This is a genomic window from Pseudomonas guariconensis (assembly GCF_040822035.1).
In the GTDB taxonomy this organism is placed as follows: Bacteria; Pseudomonadota; Gammaproteobacteria; order Pseudomonadales; family Pseudomonadaceae; genus Aquipseudomonas; species Aquipseudomonas guariconensis.
In genome coordinates this window covers 731,447-745,953 of sequence record NZ_CP162012.1, presented here as the reverse complement: position 1 = coordinate 745,953, position 14,507 = coordinate 731,447, and the positions used below count along the sequence as shown (strand labels likewise).

Here is a 14,507-nt window from a genome sequence, read left to right as displayed (position 1 = left end):
TCGGGTCTTGTCGCGCCATGAAAGGGAGTTCAACGTGCCGTCGATCTATCAACTCAAACCCCGTTTCCAGGCCCTGTTGCGCCCTGGCGTAAAGCGCCTGTACGCGCGCGGCGTCACCGCCAATCAAGTCACCGTGGCAGCCGCATTGGTGTCGGTACTGCTGGGCCTGTTGCTGGCCTGGCAGCACGATGTGACCGGGCTGTTCATCCTGGTGCCGGTGTGGATGCTGCTGCGCATGGCCCTCAATGCCGTCGACGGCATGCTGGCGCGGGAGTTCGGCCAGCAATCGAAGCTTGGGGCTTACCTCAACGAGCTGTGCGACGTGGTCGCCGATGCGGCGCTGTACCTACCATTCGCCCTGTTGCCGGGGGTATCACCGGCGCTGGTGGTGCTGGTGGTCGTGAGCGCGGTCATCAGCGAGTACGCCGGCGTGATGGGGCCGCTGGCGGGGGCTTCGCGGCGATACGACGGGCCCATGGGCAAGAGCGACCGGGCCTTCGCCTTTGGTGTGCTGGGCACCGGGATCGCTTTCGGGGTGCTGAGCGCAGCATGGATCGACGGCCTGCTGCTGGTCATCCTCGCACTCTCGCTCTATACCCTCTACAACCGGGTTCGCCAAGGCCTGGCCGAAACTCGCTGACCTCTTCGCCGCCGGACAAGGACCTTCGCCATGCGCCAAGCGCAATCGCTGCACTTCTGCACCCATGATGGCGTCGAGCTGCATTACCGCTATTGGCCCGCCACCCGTAACGAATACCAGCCACGCCGGGCGGTGGTGATGTTCCACCGCGGCCACGAACACGGCGGGCGCATGGCCCATTTGGCCGATGAGCTGGACATGCCCGGCTACGACTTTTTCGCCTGGGACGCCCGGGGCCATGGCCAGTCACCCGGAGCACGTGGCGACAGCCCAGGCTTTGCCACCAGCGTGCGGGACGTGCAGACCTTCATCGAGCATGTCCGCGACAGCCATGGCATCGCCGAGGCGGACATGGTGGTACTGGCCCAGAGCGTGGGGGCGGTGCTGGTGGCGACCTGGGCCCATGACTACGCGCCGAAAGTGCGCTGCCTTGTGCTGGCCTCGCCGGCCTTCAAGGTCAAGCTTTACGTGCCGTTCGCTCGCCCAGGCCTGAAGCTGCTCAAGGCATTGCGCGGCAATTTCTTCGTCAACAGCTACGTCAAGCCACGCTTGCTGACCCACGACCCGGAGCGGGTCATGTCCTACTTGGCCGACCCGCTGATCAGCCGGCCGATCTCGGTGACCATGCTGCTGGGCCTGTATGAAGCGGCCGACCGAGTGGTCGCCGATGCCCAGGCGATCCAGGTGCCGACCCAGATGCTGGTGTCCGGCGCCGACCTTGTGGTCGAACGCAAGCCCCAGGAGCGCTTCTTCGAGCGTCTGGGCAGTGCGCGCAAAGAGATGCATGTTTTGCCGGGCTTTTTCCACGACACCCTCGGCGAGCGCGACCGGGCCCACGCCCTGGTGCGGATCCAGCGCTTCGTTGCGCACTGCTTCGACAGGCCCTTACCGGTGCCCTCGCTGCTCGATGCCGACAAGAGCGGCGCCAGCTGCGCTGAAGCCGAAAGCCTGGCCGCGCCGCTACCTCGCAACTCGCCCCGCGACCTTTACTGGCGGGCCACCCGTGCCGGACTGCGCTTGGGCAAGGGCTTCTCGGAAGGGGTGAAGCTGGGCTTCGACACCGGCTTCGATTCGGGCAGTACCCTGGACTACGTGTATCGCAACCAGCCCAGCGGCAAAGGCAAGCTGGGCGAACTGATCGACCGGAACTACCTCAACGCCATCGGCTGGCGCGGCATCCGCCAGCGCAAGCTGCATGTGGAGGAACTGCTGCGCGAAGCCATCCGCCGCCTGCGCGAGCAGCAGCGCCCGGTACACATCGTCGACATCGCGGCAGGCCACGGTCGTTACATCCTCGAAGCGCTGCAGGAGCAGATGCCCGACTCGATCCTGCTGCGCGACTACAGCGAGCTGAACGTCCAGCAAGGCAGCGCCTTGATCGCCGAGAAGGGCCTGACCGAGGTGGCCCGCTTCGTCCAAGGCGATGCCTTCGACCGCCAGAGCCTGGCCAGTCTCGATCCGCACCCGACCCTGGCAGTGGTGTCTGGCCTGTATGAGCTGTTCGCCAGCAATGACCTGGTGGGCAGTTCCCTGGCGGGCCTGGCCGATGCTGTTCAGCCGGGCGGCTATCTTGTGTACACCGGCCAGCCCTGGCACCCGCAACTGGAGATGATCGCCCGTGCCCTCACCAGCCACCGCGATGGCCAGGCCTGGGTAATGCGTCGGCGCAGCCAGGCGGAGATGGACCAGTTGGTGGAGGCGGCAGGCTTTCGCAAGGTCGCTCAGCGCATCGATGAGTGGGGCATTTTCAGTGTCAGCCTGGCGCAACGGGTGGATTGATGACGCGCGAACCCGGCTTGATCCGCCGAGGCGTGCTCTGGCTGTTGCTGCTGGGGCCGTTCTTCTTTCTCAGCTATGGGCTGGTCAACAACCACACCGCTACCCGCGACGACGTCGGCAGCCTGGTGTTCGGCTGGGAAGGGCAAACGCCACTATGGCCGTGGACGATCGTGCCCTACTGGTCGATCGACCTGCTGTACGGGTTGTCCTTCCTGTTGCCGACCACCCGCCGGGAGATGGACCGCCACGCCCTGGCCCTGCTGACCGCGCAAGTGATCAGCGTCGGCTGCTTCTTGCTGTGGCCACTGCGCTTTACCTTCGAACGCCCAGCGCTGGACGGCCTGTTCGGTTGGCTGTTCGATGTGCTGATGGGGTTCGACAAGCCCTTCAACCAGGCACCGTCACTGCACATCGCGCTGTTGGTGATCATCTGGACAATGTTTGCCCGTCATGTTCATCGCCAGCCTTGGCGCGGGCTGATGCATGGCTGGATGGCTTTGATCGGGGTATCGGTGCTGACCACCTGGCAGCATCATTTCATCGATCTGCCCACCGGGGCACTGGCGGGGCTGGTATGCGTCTGGCTGTGGCCGAGGGAGGGCGAGCTGCCGCTGCGGGCAGCACGCCTGGCCCGTGATCCTCGACGCTGGCGGCTTGCCCTGTATTACGGGGGCGGCGCGCTGTTGTGCGCGGTGCTGGCGCTGCAGTTGGCGGGCGCCTGGCTATGGCTGCTGTGGCCGGCGGTTTCGCTGCTGATGGTGGCGCTGAACTATGCCGTGTTCGGTGCCGGTGGATTCCAGAAAGGCGCGGATGGACGGCTATCCAATGCCGCCACTGGGTTGCTGGCGCCCTATTTGTTAGGGGCCTGGATCAACTCGCGGCTCTGGACCCGCAAACGGCCACAGGCCGATGAGGTGTGCGATGGGGTATTTCTGGGGCGCATTCCCGGAGCCGGCGAGGCCTCCTCATTCAATGCCGCGCTGGACCTGACGGCTGAACTGCCGTGCTATGCCTGTGCCGGCGCTTTCGCGGGTAAACCCGCAAATGGGCCAGGCCAGACAATGCAGATGCCCGCACATTACACCTGCCTGCCCACCCTGGACCTGATCGTCCCGGATGCCAGCTTGCTCAGACAGGCCGCCGAGGCCATCGAATGCCTGCGTCAGCAGGGCCCGGTCCTGGTCTGCTGCGCCCTGGGCTACTCCCGCAGCGCCAGCGCGGTGGCCGCCTGGCTGGTGCACAGTGGCCGTTGCGCCAACGTTACCCAGGCCGAAGCGCTGATCCGCAAAGCCCGACCCTCTGTCGTGTTACATCCAGGCCATCGCATGGCACTCGAACAGCTGGAGGCCCAGCCATGAACCTGCATCTGGTGGCCAGCCTGCTGGGCCGTGGTCGACAGCTCGAATGCTTGTCCGATGGCATCACCCTGTTGGCCCTGGCCTACGGCCTGGCCCCCCTGGTGACACACCTGCCCCCGCTGGCCAGTGCGGTGTGCGCGGTGTTGCTGGGGCTGGGGCTGCTGCACAAGTACTGGGCAATCCGCGTAGCCTTGGACGCCGCGCTGTTCGCCCGGCTCGCCAGCAGCGCAGACCTCACCGCCGACACCCAAGCCTTGGATCGCGCCCTGTTTGACTTGAACCTCAAGCCCCACGCCCACGACGCACGCGACTGGCCCTCGCGCAGCCAGGGCGCGCTGGGCCTGCTGCGACGCCAGGCGCTGTGCTTCGCCGCGCAAGTCGTGCTAGCCCTGACTACCCTGCTGTTACTCTCTTTCACCGGATAACCACCGCGCCATGTTCGCCGCCTTGACCGCCTTTGCCATCACCTCTGCCGCACGCCTGATCACCGGTGCCCGGGCTCTCTGGCTCGGCTGCACGCCGCACCCCAGGCAACGCCTGTATTTTGCCAACCACAGCAGCCATGGCGACTTCGTGCTGCTCTGGGCCTCGCTGCCCGAACCACTGCGCCGCCGTACACGCCCGGTCGCCGGGGCCGACTATTGGGCCAAGCCGGGCATCCGGGAGTTTCTGATCCGTAACGTGTTCGACGCCGTACTGATCGACCGCCAGCGTGGCGAGTCCAACGACAACCCACTGCAACCGGTGCTCGATGCCTTGGGCCAAGGCGATTCGCTGATCTTCTTCCCTGAAGGCACCCGCAATCTCAGCGATGAGCCACTGCTGCCGTTCAAGAGCGGCCTGTTCCACCTGGCCTCGGCCAACCCTGATATCGAGCTGGTGCCAGTGTGGATCGCCAACCTCAACCGCGTCATGCCCAAGGGCCGCGCCCTGCCCTTGCCGCTGCTGTGCACCTTGAGCTTCGGCGAACCCCTGCACCTGCTGCCTGACGAGAGCAAGCAGGCCTTTCTCGAGCGGGCCCGCCAGGCCCTGCTGAACCTGGCCCCGAAGGATGCCTGAGATGGACGACAACACCCTTTCCCTGTTCGCCGGCATCGGCGCCCTGCTCCTGCTCGCCAGCGTGATCGGCCGTCTACTCAAATGGCGCGCCGGCCCCGCGCCGCACGCAGTGATCGACAACCTCAACGCCCGCATCAACGCCTGGTGGGTGATGGTGCTGGTGATCGGCATCGCTTTCGTGTTCGGCAAGTACGGCGTGATCGCCCTGTTCTACTTCGTCTCGTTCTATGCCCTGCGCGAGTTCATGACCCTCACGCCCACCCGGCGCAGCGATTACCCGGCGTTGGTGGCGGCGTTCTACGTGGCGCTGCCGGTGCAGTACCTGTTGATCGCCATGGACTGGTACGGTTTGTTCAGCATCTTCATCCCGGTGTACCTGTTTCTGTTCCTGCCGATCCTGGCGAGCTTCGGTGGCGACACCACGCGCTTTCTCGAGCGCGCTTCCAAGGTGCAGTGGGGGCTGATGATCGCGGTGTACTGCCTGTCCTCGGTGCCGGCATTGATGACCTTGGACATTCCCGGTTATGAAGGCCGCAACCTGTTGCTGATCGCTTGGCTGATCCTTGTGGTGCAGATCAGCGATGTGTTGCAGTACGTCTGCGGCAAGCTGTTCGGCAAACGCAAGGTGGCGCCTAACCTGTCGCCCTCCAAGACCGTCGAAGGGCTGGCCGGCGGCGTAGCTTTGGCCACCTTGGTGGGCGCCTTGCTGTGCTGGATCACCCCGTTCAACTTCTGGCAGGCAGCGCTGATGGCGCTGACCGTCAATGCCATGGGCTTCTTTGGCGGGCTGGTGATGTCGGCGATCAAGCGCGACCGCGGGGTGAAGGACTGGGGACACATGATCGAAGGCCACGGCGGCATGCTGGACCGCATGGACTCGGTGTGCTTCGCGGCGCCGGTGTTCTTCCACTTCGTACGGTACTGGTGGGCCTAGAGAAATACCCCCAGGGGGTATTCAGAACTGCGGCCTGGGCTTGCCGAATCGCCAAGCCTGCGATGGGCCGCAACGCAGCCCACACTGGTTACTTGAGGTAAGAGCGCAGCAGCGAGGCCACCTTGTCGGCCTCCTCCTGGCGCTGCTCGGCACTCAGGTCATCGGCCACCAGATGCTCACGAATGTGCCCTTCCATCACCTCGGCCATCAACCCATTCACCGCACCTCGTACGGCGGCGATTTGCTGCAGGATCGCCAAGCAGTCCTTGTCCTGCTCCAACGCGCTTTCCAGGGCTGCGGCTTGGCCCTTGATCTTGCGCACACGGGTCAGCAGTTGCTTCTTGCTCTTGATGGTATGTGCCATAGGGTTCTGCATCACTCTAGGTATACTGGGGTATAGTATATTTCGCCTATCTACCGGAGCATGATAAACCATGGTTGCGCAAACCTCAGACAAGTGGCTGCACAGCCATCAGTTCCATACCGGCAACCTCGGCGCCGAGCGCAAGACACGCCTGGCCGTGTGGCTCACGGCGGTGATGATGGTGGCGGAGATCGCCGGCGGCTGGTACTTCAACTCCATGGCGCTGCTGGCCGACGGCTGGCACATGAGCTCCCATGCCCTGGCCCTGGGGCTCTCACTGCTGGCGTACGCTGCCGCACGGCGCTACGCCCGCGACCGTCGCTTCGCCTTCGGCACGTGGAAGATCGAGATCCTCGGCGGCTACTCCAGCGCTTTGCTTCTGCTGGGCGTAGCCGGGCTCATGGCCTTCCAGTCGGTCGAGCGGCTGCTGACACCTGGGCCGATTCACTATGACCAAGCCATCACCCTTGCGGCACTCGGGCTTGCCGTGAACCTCGCCTGTGCCTGGCTGCTGCGCGACGATCACCATCACGATCACCATCACGATCACCATCATGGCCATCATCATGATCACCACCACCACCACCACCACCACCACCACCATGACCTGAACCTGCGATCGGCCTACCTGCACGTGATGGCCGACGCCGCGACCTCGGTGCTGGCGATCATTGCCCTGCTGTCCGGCAAGTTCTGGGGCGCCGGCTGGCTCGACCCGGTGATGGGCCTGGTGGGAGCGGTGCTGGTGGCGGTGTGGGCCAAAGGCCTGCTGCGTGACACCGGGCGGGTATTGCTGGACGCCGAGATGGACGCGCCCGTGGTCCAGGAGATCCGCGACGCCGTGGCGCAACTGTCGGTACCGGCCACCCTCACCGACTTGCACGTGTGGCGTGTCGGCAAGGACCAGTACGCCTGCATTCTCAGCCTGGCGGCGACGGGCTGTCTTAGCGCCGACACCGTACGCCAGGCACTGGCGGTCCATGAAGAACTGGCGCACATCACGGTCGAAGTCAACGCAATGGCCAACGCCTGAGGGTGATTGCTATGGTGTGCCCTCAGGAGGCGCACCATGACCGACCCACAACTGCTCGCTGCCCAGCAACTGCTTGCCCAGCACCTTGGCGACGCCTTGCAGGCCATCCACCTGTACGGCTCGGCCGTGGCCGGTGGATTGAGGCCGCACAGCGATCTCGACCTGCTGGTGACTGTGTCCCGACCGCTGTCCGACGCCACACGCCAGGGGTTGATGCGCGCGCTGCTGGATGTTTCCGCACCACCGGGAGCAGACCCCAACCTGCGCGCCCTGGAGGTGACGCTGTTGGTACGCGACGACATCCATCCCTGGCGCTATCCGGCCCGCCGCGAGCTGCAATTCGGTGAGTGGCTGCGAGCATCGCTGCTGGCAGGCGAGGTCGAACCTGCCCAGCTCGACCCGGACCTGGCCATTCTGCTGACCAAGGCCCGCCAGCACAGCCTTTGCCTGGTGGGCGAAGCGGCTGCGAGCTGGTTCGACCCGGTGCCGCCCGCCGACCTGAAACAAGCCTTTGCCGACACCCTGGCCCAATGGAACACGCCCGAGGACTGGACCGGCGACGAGCACACCGTGGTGCTCGCCCTGGCGCGCATCTGGTACAGCCTGGCGACGGGGTCGATCGCAGCCAAGGATGTAGCCGCCCAGTGGTTGCTGGAGCGTTTGCCAGACGCGCACCAACCGGTGCTGGCCAACGCGCGCGCCGCCTACCTGGGTACCGCGCCGGACCTGCTCGCCCAATGGCCGGAACAGGTCAACGCCTTCGTTCTTCATTGCAAGTCGCATATGCCCACATAGCGCATCCAGACACCTGGACGTCGAGCCCAGGCAACTCCAGCGCCAGCGCAGGCCCTATGGTGACGTGTCATTCAGCCACTTACCTGGGAACCTGCCATGTCCGACTTCATTACCGTCCTGCGCGAAACCTGCCCGACCCCGGCCCTGAACGCCACCCCGTGGAAGCGCATCGGCGGCAACCCGCAGACCGTCAACCTGAACGCCTATCTCTCTGCCGATGGCAGCAAGATCATGGGCACCTGGATCTGCACTCCCGGCAAGTTCGAGATCAACTACGAGAAGTGGGAGTTCTGCCACTTCCTCGAAGGCTACGTGATCATCACGCCGGAAGGTGAAGAGCCCAAGCACCTGAAGGCAGGCGACGTGTTCATCATCGAGCCAGGTCTCAAAGGCACCTGGGAAGTGGTCGAGACCGTGCGCAAGTACTTCGTCTTCGCCTGATGCCAAAGCCCTTTCGCAGGGCTTTGAATGGCGCAGCCAGGACAACACGGCGCGTCCCTGTGGGAACGGGTTTACCCGCGCCCACAGACTGCACCACACCTGAAAAATCGAGCACGAAAAAAATCGCGAGGCAGGTGCCCTTCCCTCTGGTGCGCAGTTACAGAGGGAAGGCCACCTGGCCCGCGATAAAATTCACCTCGCTCGTCAATCCTTCTTGCGATAACTCTCGACGATCGCCGAAAAGTCCTTGCCGCCCTCGCCACGCAGGCTCATGGCCTGATAAAGCTGCTGCGCCACGGCGCCGAGGATCACCGGCTGGTGCGCCAGACGCGCAGCCTCGGTGGCCAGCCCCAGGTCCTTGAGCATCAGCTCGGCGCCAAAGCCGCCGGTGTAACCGCGCGAAGCCGGGGCGGTCTCGATGATGCCTGGCCAGGGGTTGTAGGTATCCGAACTCCAGCAACGCCCGGTGGAGCTGTTGATGATGCCGGCCAGCACCTTGGTGTCGATGCCCAGCGCATTGCCCAGGGCCATGGCTTCGGACACACCAATCATCGAGATACCCAGCAGGAGGTTGTTGCAGATCTTGGCGATCTGTCCGGTACCCACCTCGCCGCAGTGCACGATGTTGCGCCCCATCTGTTCCAGCACCGGCTTGAGCGTGGCGAACAGCTCGGCGCTGGCACCGACCATGAAGGTCAAGGTACCCGCTGCCGCGCCACCGGTACCACCGGACACCGGCGCATCGCCCATGTCCACGCCCTTGGCCGCTGCGGCTTTGGACACTTCGCGGGCGGTCTGCGGATCGATGGTGCTGCAGTCCACGGTCGGTGTGCCCGGCCGTACACCCGCCAGCACGCCATCGTCACCCAGATAGACACTGCGCACGTGGGCCGCCGCCGGCAGCATGGTGATCACCAGATCACTGCTGGCCGCCGCCTCCTTCGGCGATGCGCTGACCTGCCCGCCCAGTTCGGCGAGCTCGGCCAGCACGGTCTTGTTCAGGTCGAACAGGTTCAGTTGATGCCCGGCCTTGATCAGGTTTCGGGCCATGGGCGCGCCCATGTTGCCCAGGCCTATGAATGCGATACGCATGACGAACTCCTTAGCGCAGGCTGATGGTGGTGTTCACACCGTCATTGACGCTGTCATCGTCGAACCAGCGGGCGGTGACGGTCTTGGTCTGAGTGTAGAACTGCACCACCTGCTTGCCGTACGGGCCCAGGTCGCCCAGCTTGGAGCCGCGCGAACCTGTGAAACTGAAGAACGGCACCGGCACGGGAATCGGAATGTTGATGCCAACCTGGCCGATGTCGATCTCGCTCTGGAACTTGCGCGCTGCCGCACCGCTCTGGGTGAACAGGCCCGTGCCGTTGCCGAACGGGTTGGCATTGACCAGGGCGATGGCCTCGTCGAGGGTGTCGACTTCCAGGGTCACCAGCACCGGGCCGAAGATTTCCTGGGTGTAGATCTGCATGTCGGTGCGTACCCCAGAGAACAGGGTTGGGCCGACAAAGTTGCCCTGCTCATAGCCCGGCACCTTGACGTCACGCCCGTCCAGTTCGAGCTTGGCGCCTTCTTTGATTCCGCTTTCGATCAGCCCCAGCACGCGCTCCTTGGCACGCTTGGAAACCACCGGGCCGACGTCGGTGCCCGGCTCGCAACCAGCATTGACCTTGAGCTTGCTGGCGGCTTCCTTGATGTCCGGCAGCCATTCGCGGGCCTTGCCTACCAACACCGCCACCGAGGTGGCCATGCAGCGCTGACCGGCCGCGCCGAAAGCAGCACCGACCAGGGCATTGATCGTCTGGGTACGGTTGGCGTCCGGCAGCACCACGGCGTGGTTCTTGGCGCCCATCATCGACTGCACGCGCTTGCCGTGCTGGCTAGCCAGGTTGTACACGTGGGTGCCGACCTCGGTGGAACCGACAAAGGAAATCGCCTTGATGTCCTTGTGGGTGCAGATCGCATCCACCACCTGCTTGCCGCCATGCACCACGTTCAGCACACCGGCCGGTATGCCGGCTTCCAGGGCCAGTTCCACCAGCATCATGGTCGACAGTGGGTCCTGTTCGGACGGCTTGAGCACGAAGGTGTTGCCGCAAACGATGGCCATCGGGAACATCCACAGCGGAATCATCGCCGGGAAGTTGAACGGGGTGATGCCAGCGCATACGCCGATCGGTTGGCGCAGGGTATAGGTGTCCACGCCACCTGCGACGTTTTCGGCGAACTCGCCCATCTGCAGGGTGCCGATCGAGGCCGCGTGCTCGACCACCTCCAGGCCGCGGAAGATATCGCCTTCGGCATCGGCGAGGGTCTTGCCCTGCTCGGCACTGAGGGTCTGGGCGATACGCTTGGTGTGTTCGCGGATCAGCGCCTGCAGCTTGAGCATGATGCGCATACGCGCGCCGATGGGGGTGTCGCGCCAGCTGGCGAAGGCTCGCTGGGCCGCAGCCACGGCGGCGTCGACTTCCTCTACGGTGGCGAACGGCACCCGCGCCAGCACCTGCTGGGTGGCCGGGTTGACGATGTCGCGCCACTCGGTGGTCTTGGACTCGACCCACTGGCCGTCGATCAGCAGCTTGACCTGCTCGACCTTGGCCTGATCGGGGGTATGGGGTGCGTTCATCTGCGCTCTCCTTGGAATTATTGTCGGAACGAGATCGCCAGCGCGCCGAGGCGGGGTGGCGCCGTGGGGCTTTTTTCGAGTATAGATGTGCAAACATCCAACAAGAACGCACAAAAAAACCGGATCATCATGCAAAAAGACCTCACCTCCCTGAGTTCATTGAACTGGGACGATTTGAAGTTCTTTCTTGAAGTGGCGCGCACCCGCAAGGCCAGCAGCGCGGCCAAGCGCCTGGCCGTTGACTACACCACGGTGTCGCGACGCATCAGCTCGCTGGAAGGCGCGCTGGGCACGCTTCTGTTCGAAAAATCCCGGACCAACGGCTTTGTCCTGACCTCTGAGGGTCAACGCCTGCTGGGCTACGCCGAATCGATCGAAAGCACGCTGCACATGGCCTGCGAGCAGGTCTCAGGCTCAGGCGTGGCACTTTCGGGCCATGTTCGCATGGGCTGCACCGAGGGCTTCGGCAGCTTCTTCGTCACTCCGCAACTGAGTCACTTCGTCGATGCCTACCCGGCAATCTCGGTGGACATCCTGCCCCTGCCACACTTCATCAGCCTGTCCAAGCGCGAGGCCGACATCGTCATCGCCTTGGAGCGGCCCGAGCATGGGCCCTATGTGTGCTGCAAGCTGTGCGACTATCGCCTGCGGCTGTACGCGACCCAGGAATACCTGGACAACCACCCGCCAATCCGCCAGGCCGCAGACCTGACCCAGCACCGGTTCATCAGTTATGTGGACGACTTGGCGTTCAGCTCCGAGCTTTTGTACCTGGCCAACCTGATCCCCAACGCCAACGCCCACCTGCGCAGCACCAGCGTGATCGCCCAATACACCGCGGCCTTGCAAGGCCGGGGCCTGGCAATCCTGCCGTGTTTCCTGGCTGCGCAGGATGCACGATTGATCAATCTATTGCCTGAAGAGGTGGAGATCACTCGGCAGTTCTGGATGTACTGCCGGGAGGACCTGCGCAAGTTGAAGCGCATCACCTTGCTGTGGGACTACATTCGCGATGTGACCGAGGCCAACGCGCCGTTGCTGATGGGCAACAGCCGGGAGATGAAGTTCGCGTGATGCCGGATGGGCGCATCTGCGCCCAATTGCAGGCGCCAGCGCGTGCCTCAGTAGGACGCTACCACGATCGATACGCGGCGGTTCTCGGTTCGCCCGCTGGCGGTGCGGTTGTCCGCCACCGGCTGGCTGCTGCCCAGGCCAACGGTGCGGATGTTCTGAGGCTGCATGCCGATCCCGATCAGCGCCTGGGCGACGCTCTGCGCACGGCGTTCGGACAACTGCTGGTTATACGCCTCCTTGCCCGAGGCATCGGCATGGCCGTCAACCCTCACCCGCTGGATATCCACCGACAGCAAGGCTTTGCCGATGCGCTCGACGATCGCGCGGCTCTGGCTGTTCAGGCTGTCCAGATCGCTGCCAAACAACACCTTGCCAGAAAGATCGAACGCCCAACCTTCGTCAGTCGGCGCGAAGCCTTCACGCTTGAGCACGGCGATCTGCTCTTCACTCAAACCCTTGGGAACGCTCTGGCAACCGCCGAGCGCCAGCAACGTCAGCAATGCCAATACCAGCGTGGGAAAACGCAGTGCAACGACACGGTGAATCACGGTTCAGCTCCTGTTATCAACGTCAGTGGCCGAATGCTCCGTCTGCGCCACTTGCCAATGGCCACGGCGCATGCGCTTGGCCTGATACATCGCCCCATCGGCGGCATTGAGCAGCCCTGCCGGGTCCAGGCCGTCGTCGGGGAAGTAAGCGATGCCTACGCTCAACGAGGTGGTGATGCTGTTGCCGGTTTCCAGATGAATCGGCAGCTGCATGCTGGCGATGATCTTTTCAGCGATGCGCTCGGCGTCGCCTCGCGACTGCAAGGGCGTCAGCAGCACCGCGAACTCGTCCCCGCCGAGGCGCGCCACCAGGTCGTGTTCGCGCAATTGCGCGCGGATCCGACTGGCCACGCTGATCAGCACCTCATCCCCCGCCGAGTGGCCCAGGCTGTCGTTGATCTGTTTGAAATGGTCGCTGTCGAGGAACATCAGCGCCAGCCGCTCCTGCTGGCGGACGGCATTGCGTAGGCTACGGCTCAGGCGCCCCTCGAAGAATGCTCGATTGGGCAGGCCGGTAAGGCTGTCATGGGTCGCCTGGTGAGCCAGGTTCTCGTTCTCACTGCGCAGGTGACTGTCCCAGGCCTCCAGTTCGTCGAGCAGTGCATTGAAGTCGTTGCCCAGCTCGTTGAGCTCGGCGATCTGCGTTTCGGGTACGCGCCGGTCGAAGGTACGATCGCGGCGGGCGGCGTGAGCCACGCTGGCAAGGCTGCGCAACGGGCGAATGATGTCGCCGAACAGCCGACGCGACAGATAGAGAGCCACCACTGCACTGAGCAACGTGCAGAACACGATCCCCGCCAGGCCACTGAACAGGAAGCGCAGCAAGTTGCCGCCCTGCCCGGACACTTCGATGTGCCCGACCTTCTGTTGCTGATGCATCACCGGCAGCGTGATCGGTTCCTCCAGTAGCGCGCTGGCCACTTCCGCCTCCAGCTGGGCAAACATGCCATCATCGTCACGGTGCCAATGGGCCAGTTGCACGCCTTCGTCATTGAACACCTTGGCATCGGCCACCTCTTCGGTGGCTGCGATCAACGCCAGGGCTTCCTTCGCAGCAGGAGCATCGTCGAACACCACAGCCGCTTCGACGGTGTAGTTGATCGAGCGGGCAATCAGGTGCAGGTTGTGATTGGCATAGACGCGCAAGGCGAGCACACCGAGCAGGGTCAGGGAGACGCCTGCCAACCCTACCGCCAGCAAGGCCAATCCCAGATGGCCGCGGCCAAGTACCGAACGCAGGGTTGGGCGAACGCCAGGCTTGATGCACCTTCTCATGGCTGCACCGCCCGTCGACGAGACAACTGCAACACACTGGGATGGATTCGCACACCGCTGCGAGCGACTGAATCCAGGTTTACGTCAAAGGCCACCTGCTCGTCACTGACCCGCAGGCAAAACAGGCTGCCCACGGTGCAGGGATCGTCCGCCTCGCTGATGCTGAGCACCGGATGGCCGCTGACCGACTGGAACAGCCGCTCCCGCTCACCTTGGTCGAGCTTGCCGATATAAAGTGCGTCGCAGGCGCTGGCGACACGCTGGTCGTTCACCAACAAGCGCCGCACCTGCAAGGGCTGGCCGGAGTTCTGCACATTGCCCTTGATCAGGTCATCGGCGTATTCGGTCGGCCCTACCAGGCACAAACGCAGCGGCACTGGCTCTGCCGGCCAGCGCGCATAGCTGAGAATGCCCAGCACGACTTGGGTCACGGCCTTGGCCCGCTGTTGGACCTGAGCAGCGCTCGCAGGGGTGTCCGCCCGTGCAGGGCCTGCGAGCAGCAAGGCGGCCATCAACAGCGCAAGCGCACGGCCCATCACGCGTCCCCGAGGCGAGACAGCCACCATTTAGGAAATCCC

The 14,507-nt window shown here is 64.1% G+C and carries 16 protein-coding genes; 10 read left to right on the top strand and 6 right to left on the bottom strand.

Annotated features, from left to right (window positions below; translation table 11 throughout):
• Positions 1–34: 34 nt before the first annotated feature.
• From AB1N67_RS03335 to AB1N67_RS03310, 6 genes are read left to right on the top strand one after another with little or no spacing between them, the layout of a single operon-like run.
• The gene (locus tag AB1N67_RS03335) at positions 35–640 is read left to right on the top strand and encodes a CDP-alcohol phosphatidyltransferase family protein (protein WP_090345315.1); all 606 of its coding nucleotides are present in this window, start codon (positions 35–37) and stop codon (positions 638–640) included.
• 30 nt (positions 641–670) lie between these two features.
• Positions 671–2,419 (top strand): bifunctional alpha/beta hydrolase/class I SAM-dependent methyltransferase, encoded by a 1,749-nt coding sequence (locus tag AB1N67_RS03330; protein WP_324723121.1) that lies wholly within the window; start codon positions 671–673, stop codon positions 2,417–2,419.
• A complete protein-coding gene (locus tag AB1N67_RS03325; protein WP_043208385.1) occupies positions 2,419–3,777 on the top strand; it encodes a phosphatase PAP2/dual specificity phosphatase family protein in 1,359 nt (452 codons plus the stop codon). The genes AB1N67_RS03330 and AB1N67_RS03325 overlap by 1 nt, the downstream gene beginning before the upstream one ends.
• Positions 3,774–4,202 carry a hypothetical protein gene (locus AB1N67_RS03320; RefSeq protein ID WP_090345126.1) on the top strand — a complete coding sequence of 143 codons (429 nt, stop codon included), beginning with the start codon at positions 3,774–3,776 and terminating at the stop codon, positions 4,200–4,202. Before AB1N67_RS03325 ends, AB1N67_RS03320 begins: the two co-directional genes overlap by 4 nt.
• Positions 4,203–4,212: 10 nt before the next feature.
• Positions 4,213–4,836, top strand: a complete 624-nt coding sequence (locus tag AB1N67_RS03315; RefSeq protein WP_043208380.1) for a 1-acyl-sn-glycerol-3-phosphate acyltransferase — start codon at positions 4,213–4,215, stop codon at positions 4,834–4,836.
• A 1-nt stretch (position 4,837) separates the two neighbouring features.
• On the top strand, positions 4,838–5,770 hold the full coding sequence (locus AB1N67_RS03310) for a phosphatidate cytidylyltransferase (RefSeq protein ID WP_102081189.1): 933 nt from the start codon (positions 4,838–4,840) through the stop codon (positions 5,768–5,770).
• Positions 5,771–5,858: 88 nt separating this feature from the next.
• Here the strand turns inward: AB1N67_RS03310 and AB1N67_RS03305 are convergent, their stop codons facing one another.
• Positions 5,859–6,134: a metal/formaldehyde-sensitive transcriptional repressor gene (locus AB1N67_RS03305; RefSeq protein WP_043208377.1), complete on the bottom strand. Its 276-nt coding sequence runs from the start codon at positions 6,132–6,134 to the stop codon at positions 5,859–5,861.
• 70 nt (positions 6,135–6,204) lie between these two features.
• On the opposite strand from AB1N67_RS03305, the gene dmeF reads away from it, so the two are divergent.
• The 3 genes from dmeF (at position 6,205) to AB1N67_RS03290 (ending at position 8,403) form a co-directional block, all read left to right on the top strand.
• Complete coding sequence (dmeF, locus tag AB1N67_RS03300; protein WP_367863529.1) at positions 6,205–7,167, top strand: CDF family Co(II)/Ni(II) efflux transporter DmeF; 963 nt, start codon at positions 6,205–6,207, stop codon at positions 7,165–7,167.
• A 36-nt stretch (positions 7,168–7,203) separates the two neighbouring features.
• A complete protein-coding gene (locus AB1N67_RS03295) occupies positions 7,204–7,962 on the top strand; it encodes an aminoglycoside adenylyltransferase family protein (protein ID WP_090345119.1) in 759 nt (252 codons plus the stop codon).
• A 96-nt stretch (positions 7,963–8,058) separates the two neighbouring features.
• The gene (locus AB1N67_RS03290) at positions 8,059–8,403 is read left to right on the top strand and encodes a cupin domain-containing protein (protein WP_043215260.1); all 345 of its coding nucleotides are present in this window, start codon (positions 8,059–8,061) and stop codon (positions 8,401–8,403) included.
• A 204-nt stretch (positions 8,404–8,607) separates the two neighbouring features.
• On the opposite strand, the gene mmsB is transcribed toward AB1N67_RS03290, so the two are convergent.
• Both mmsB and AB1N67_RS03280 read right to left on the bottom strand, forming a co-directional pair.
• Complete coding sequence (gene mmsB / locus AB1N67_RS03285) at positions 8,608–9,495, bottom strand: 3-hydroxyisobutyrate dehydrogenase (protein ID WP_043215258.1); 888 nt, start codon at positions 9,493–9,495, stop codon at positions 8,608–8,610.
• A 10-nt stretch (positions 9,496–9,505) separates the two neighbouring features.
• The gene (locus AB1N67_RS03280; protein ID WP_090345117.1) at positions 9,506–11,032 is read right to left on the bottom strand and encodes a CoA-acylating methylmalonate-semialdehyde dehydrogenase; all 1,527 of its coding nucleotides are present in this window, start codon (positions 11,030–11,032) and stop codon (positions 9,506–9,508) included.
• A 129-nt stretch (positions 11,033–11,161) separates the two neighbouring features.
• On the opposite strand from AB1N67_RS03280, the gene AB1N67_RS03275 reads away from it, so the two are divergent.
• Positions 11,162–12,106: a LysR family transcriptional regulator gene (locus AB1N67_RS03275; RefSeq protein WP_102081186.1), complete on the top strand. Its 945-nt coding sequence runs from the start codon at positions 11,162–11,164 to the stop codon at positions 12,104–12,106.
• 47 nt (positions 12,107–12,153) lie between these two features.
• Here AB1N67_RS03275 and AB1N67_RS03270 read toward each other — a convergent pair whose 3' ends face one another.
• Genes AB1N67_RS03270 through AB1N67_RS03260 form a run of 3 tightly spaced genes read right to left on the bottom strand, consistent with a single transcriptional unit; the run spans position 12,154 to position 14,492 of the window.
• Positions 12,154–12,654 (bottom strand): OmpA family protein, encoded by a 501-nt coding sequence (locus AB1N67_RS03270; protein WP_043215252.1) that lies wholly within the window; start codon positions 12,652–12,654, stop codon positions 12,154–12,156.
• 3 nt (positions 12,655–12,657) lie between these two features.
• A complete protein-coding gene (locus AB1N67_RS03265; protein WP_043215249.1) occupies positions 12,658–13,929 on the bottom strand; it encodes a diguanylate cyclase domain-containing protein in 1,272 nt (423 codons plus the stop codon).
• Positions 13,926–14,492, bottom strand: coding sequence for a YfiR family protein (locus tag AB1N67_RS03260; protein WP_090346963.1), 567 nt, complete (start codon positions 14,490–14,492; stop codon positions 13,926–13,928). The genes AB1N67_RS03265 and AB1N67_RS03260 overlap by 4 nt, the downstream gene beginning before the upstream one ends.
• Between the last annotated feature and the right edge of the window lie 15 nt (positions 14,493–14,507).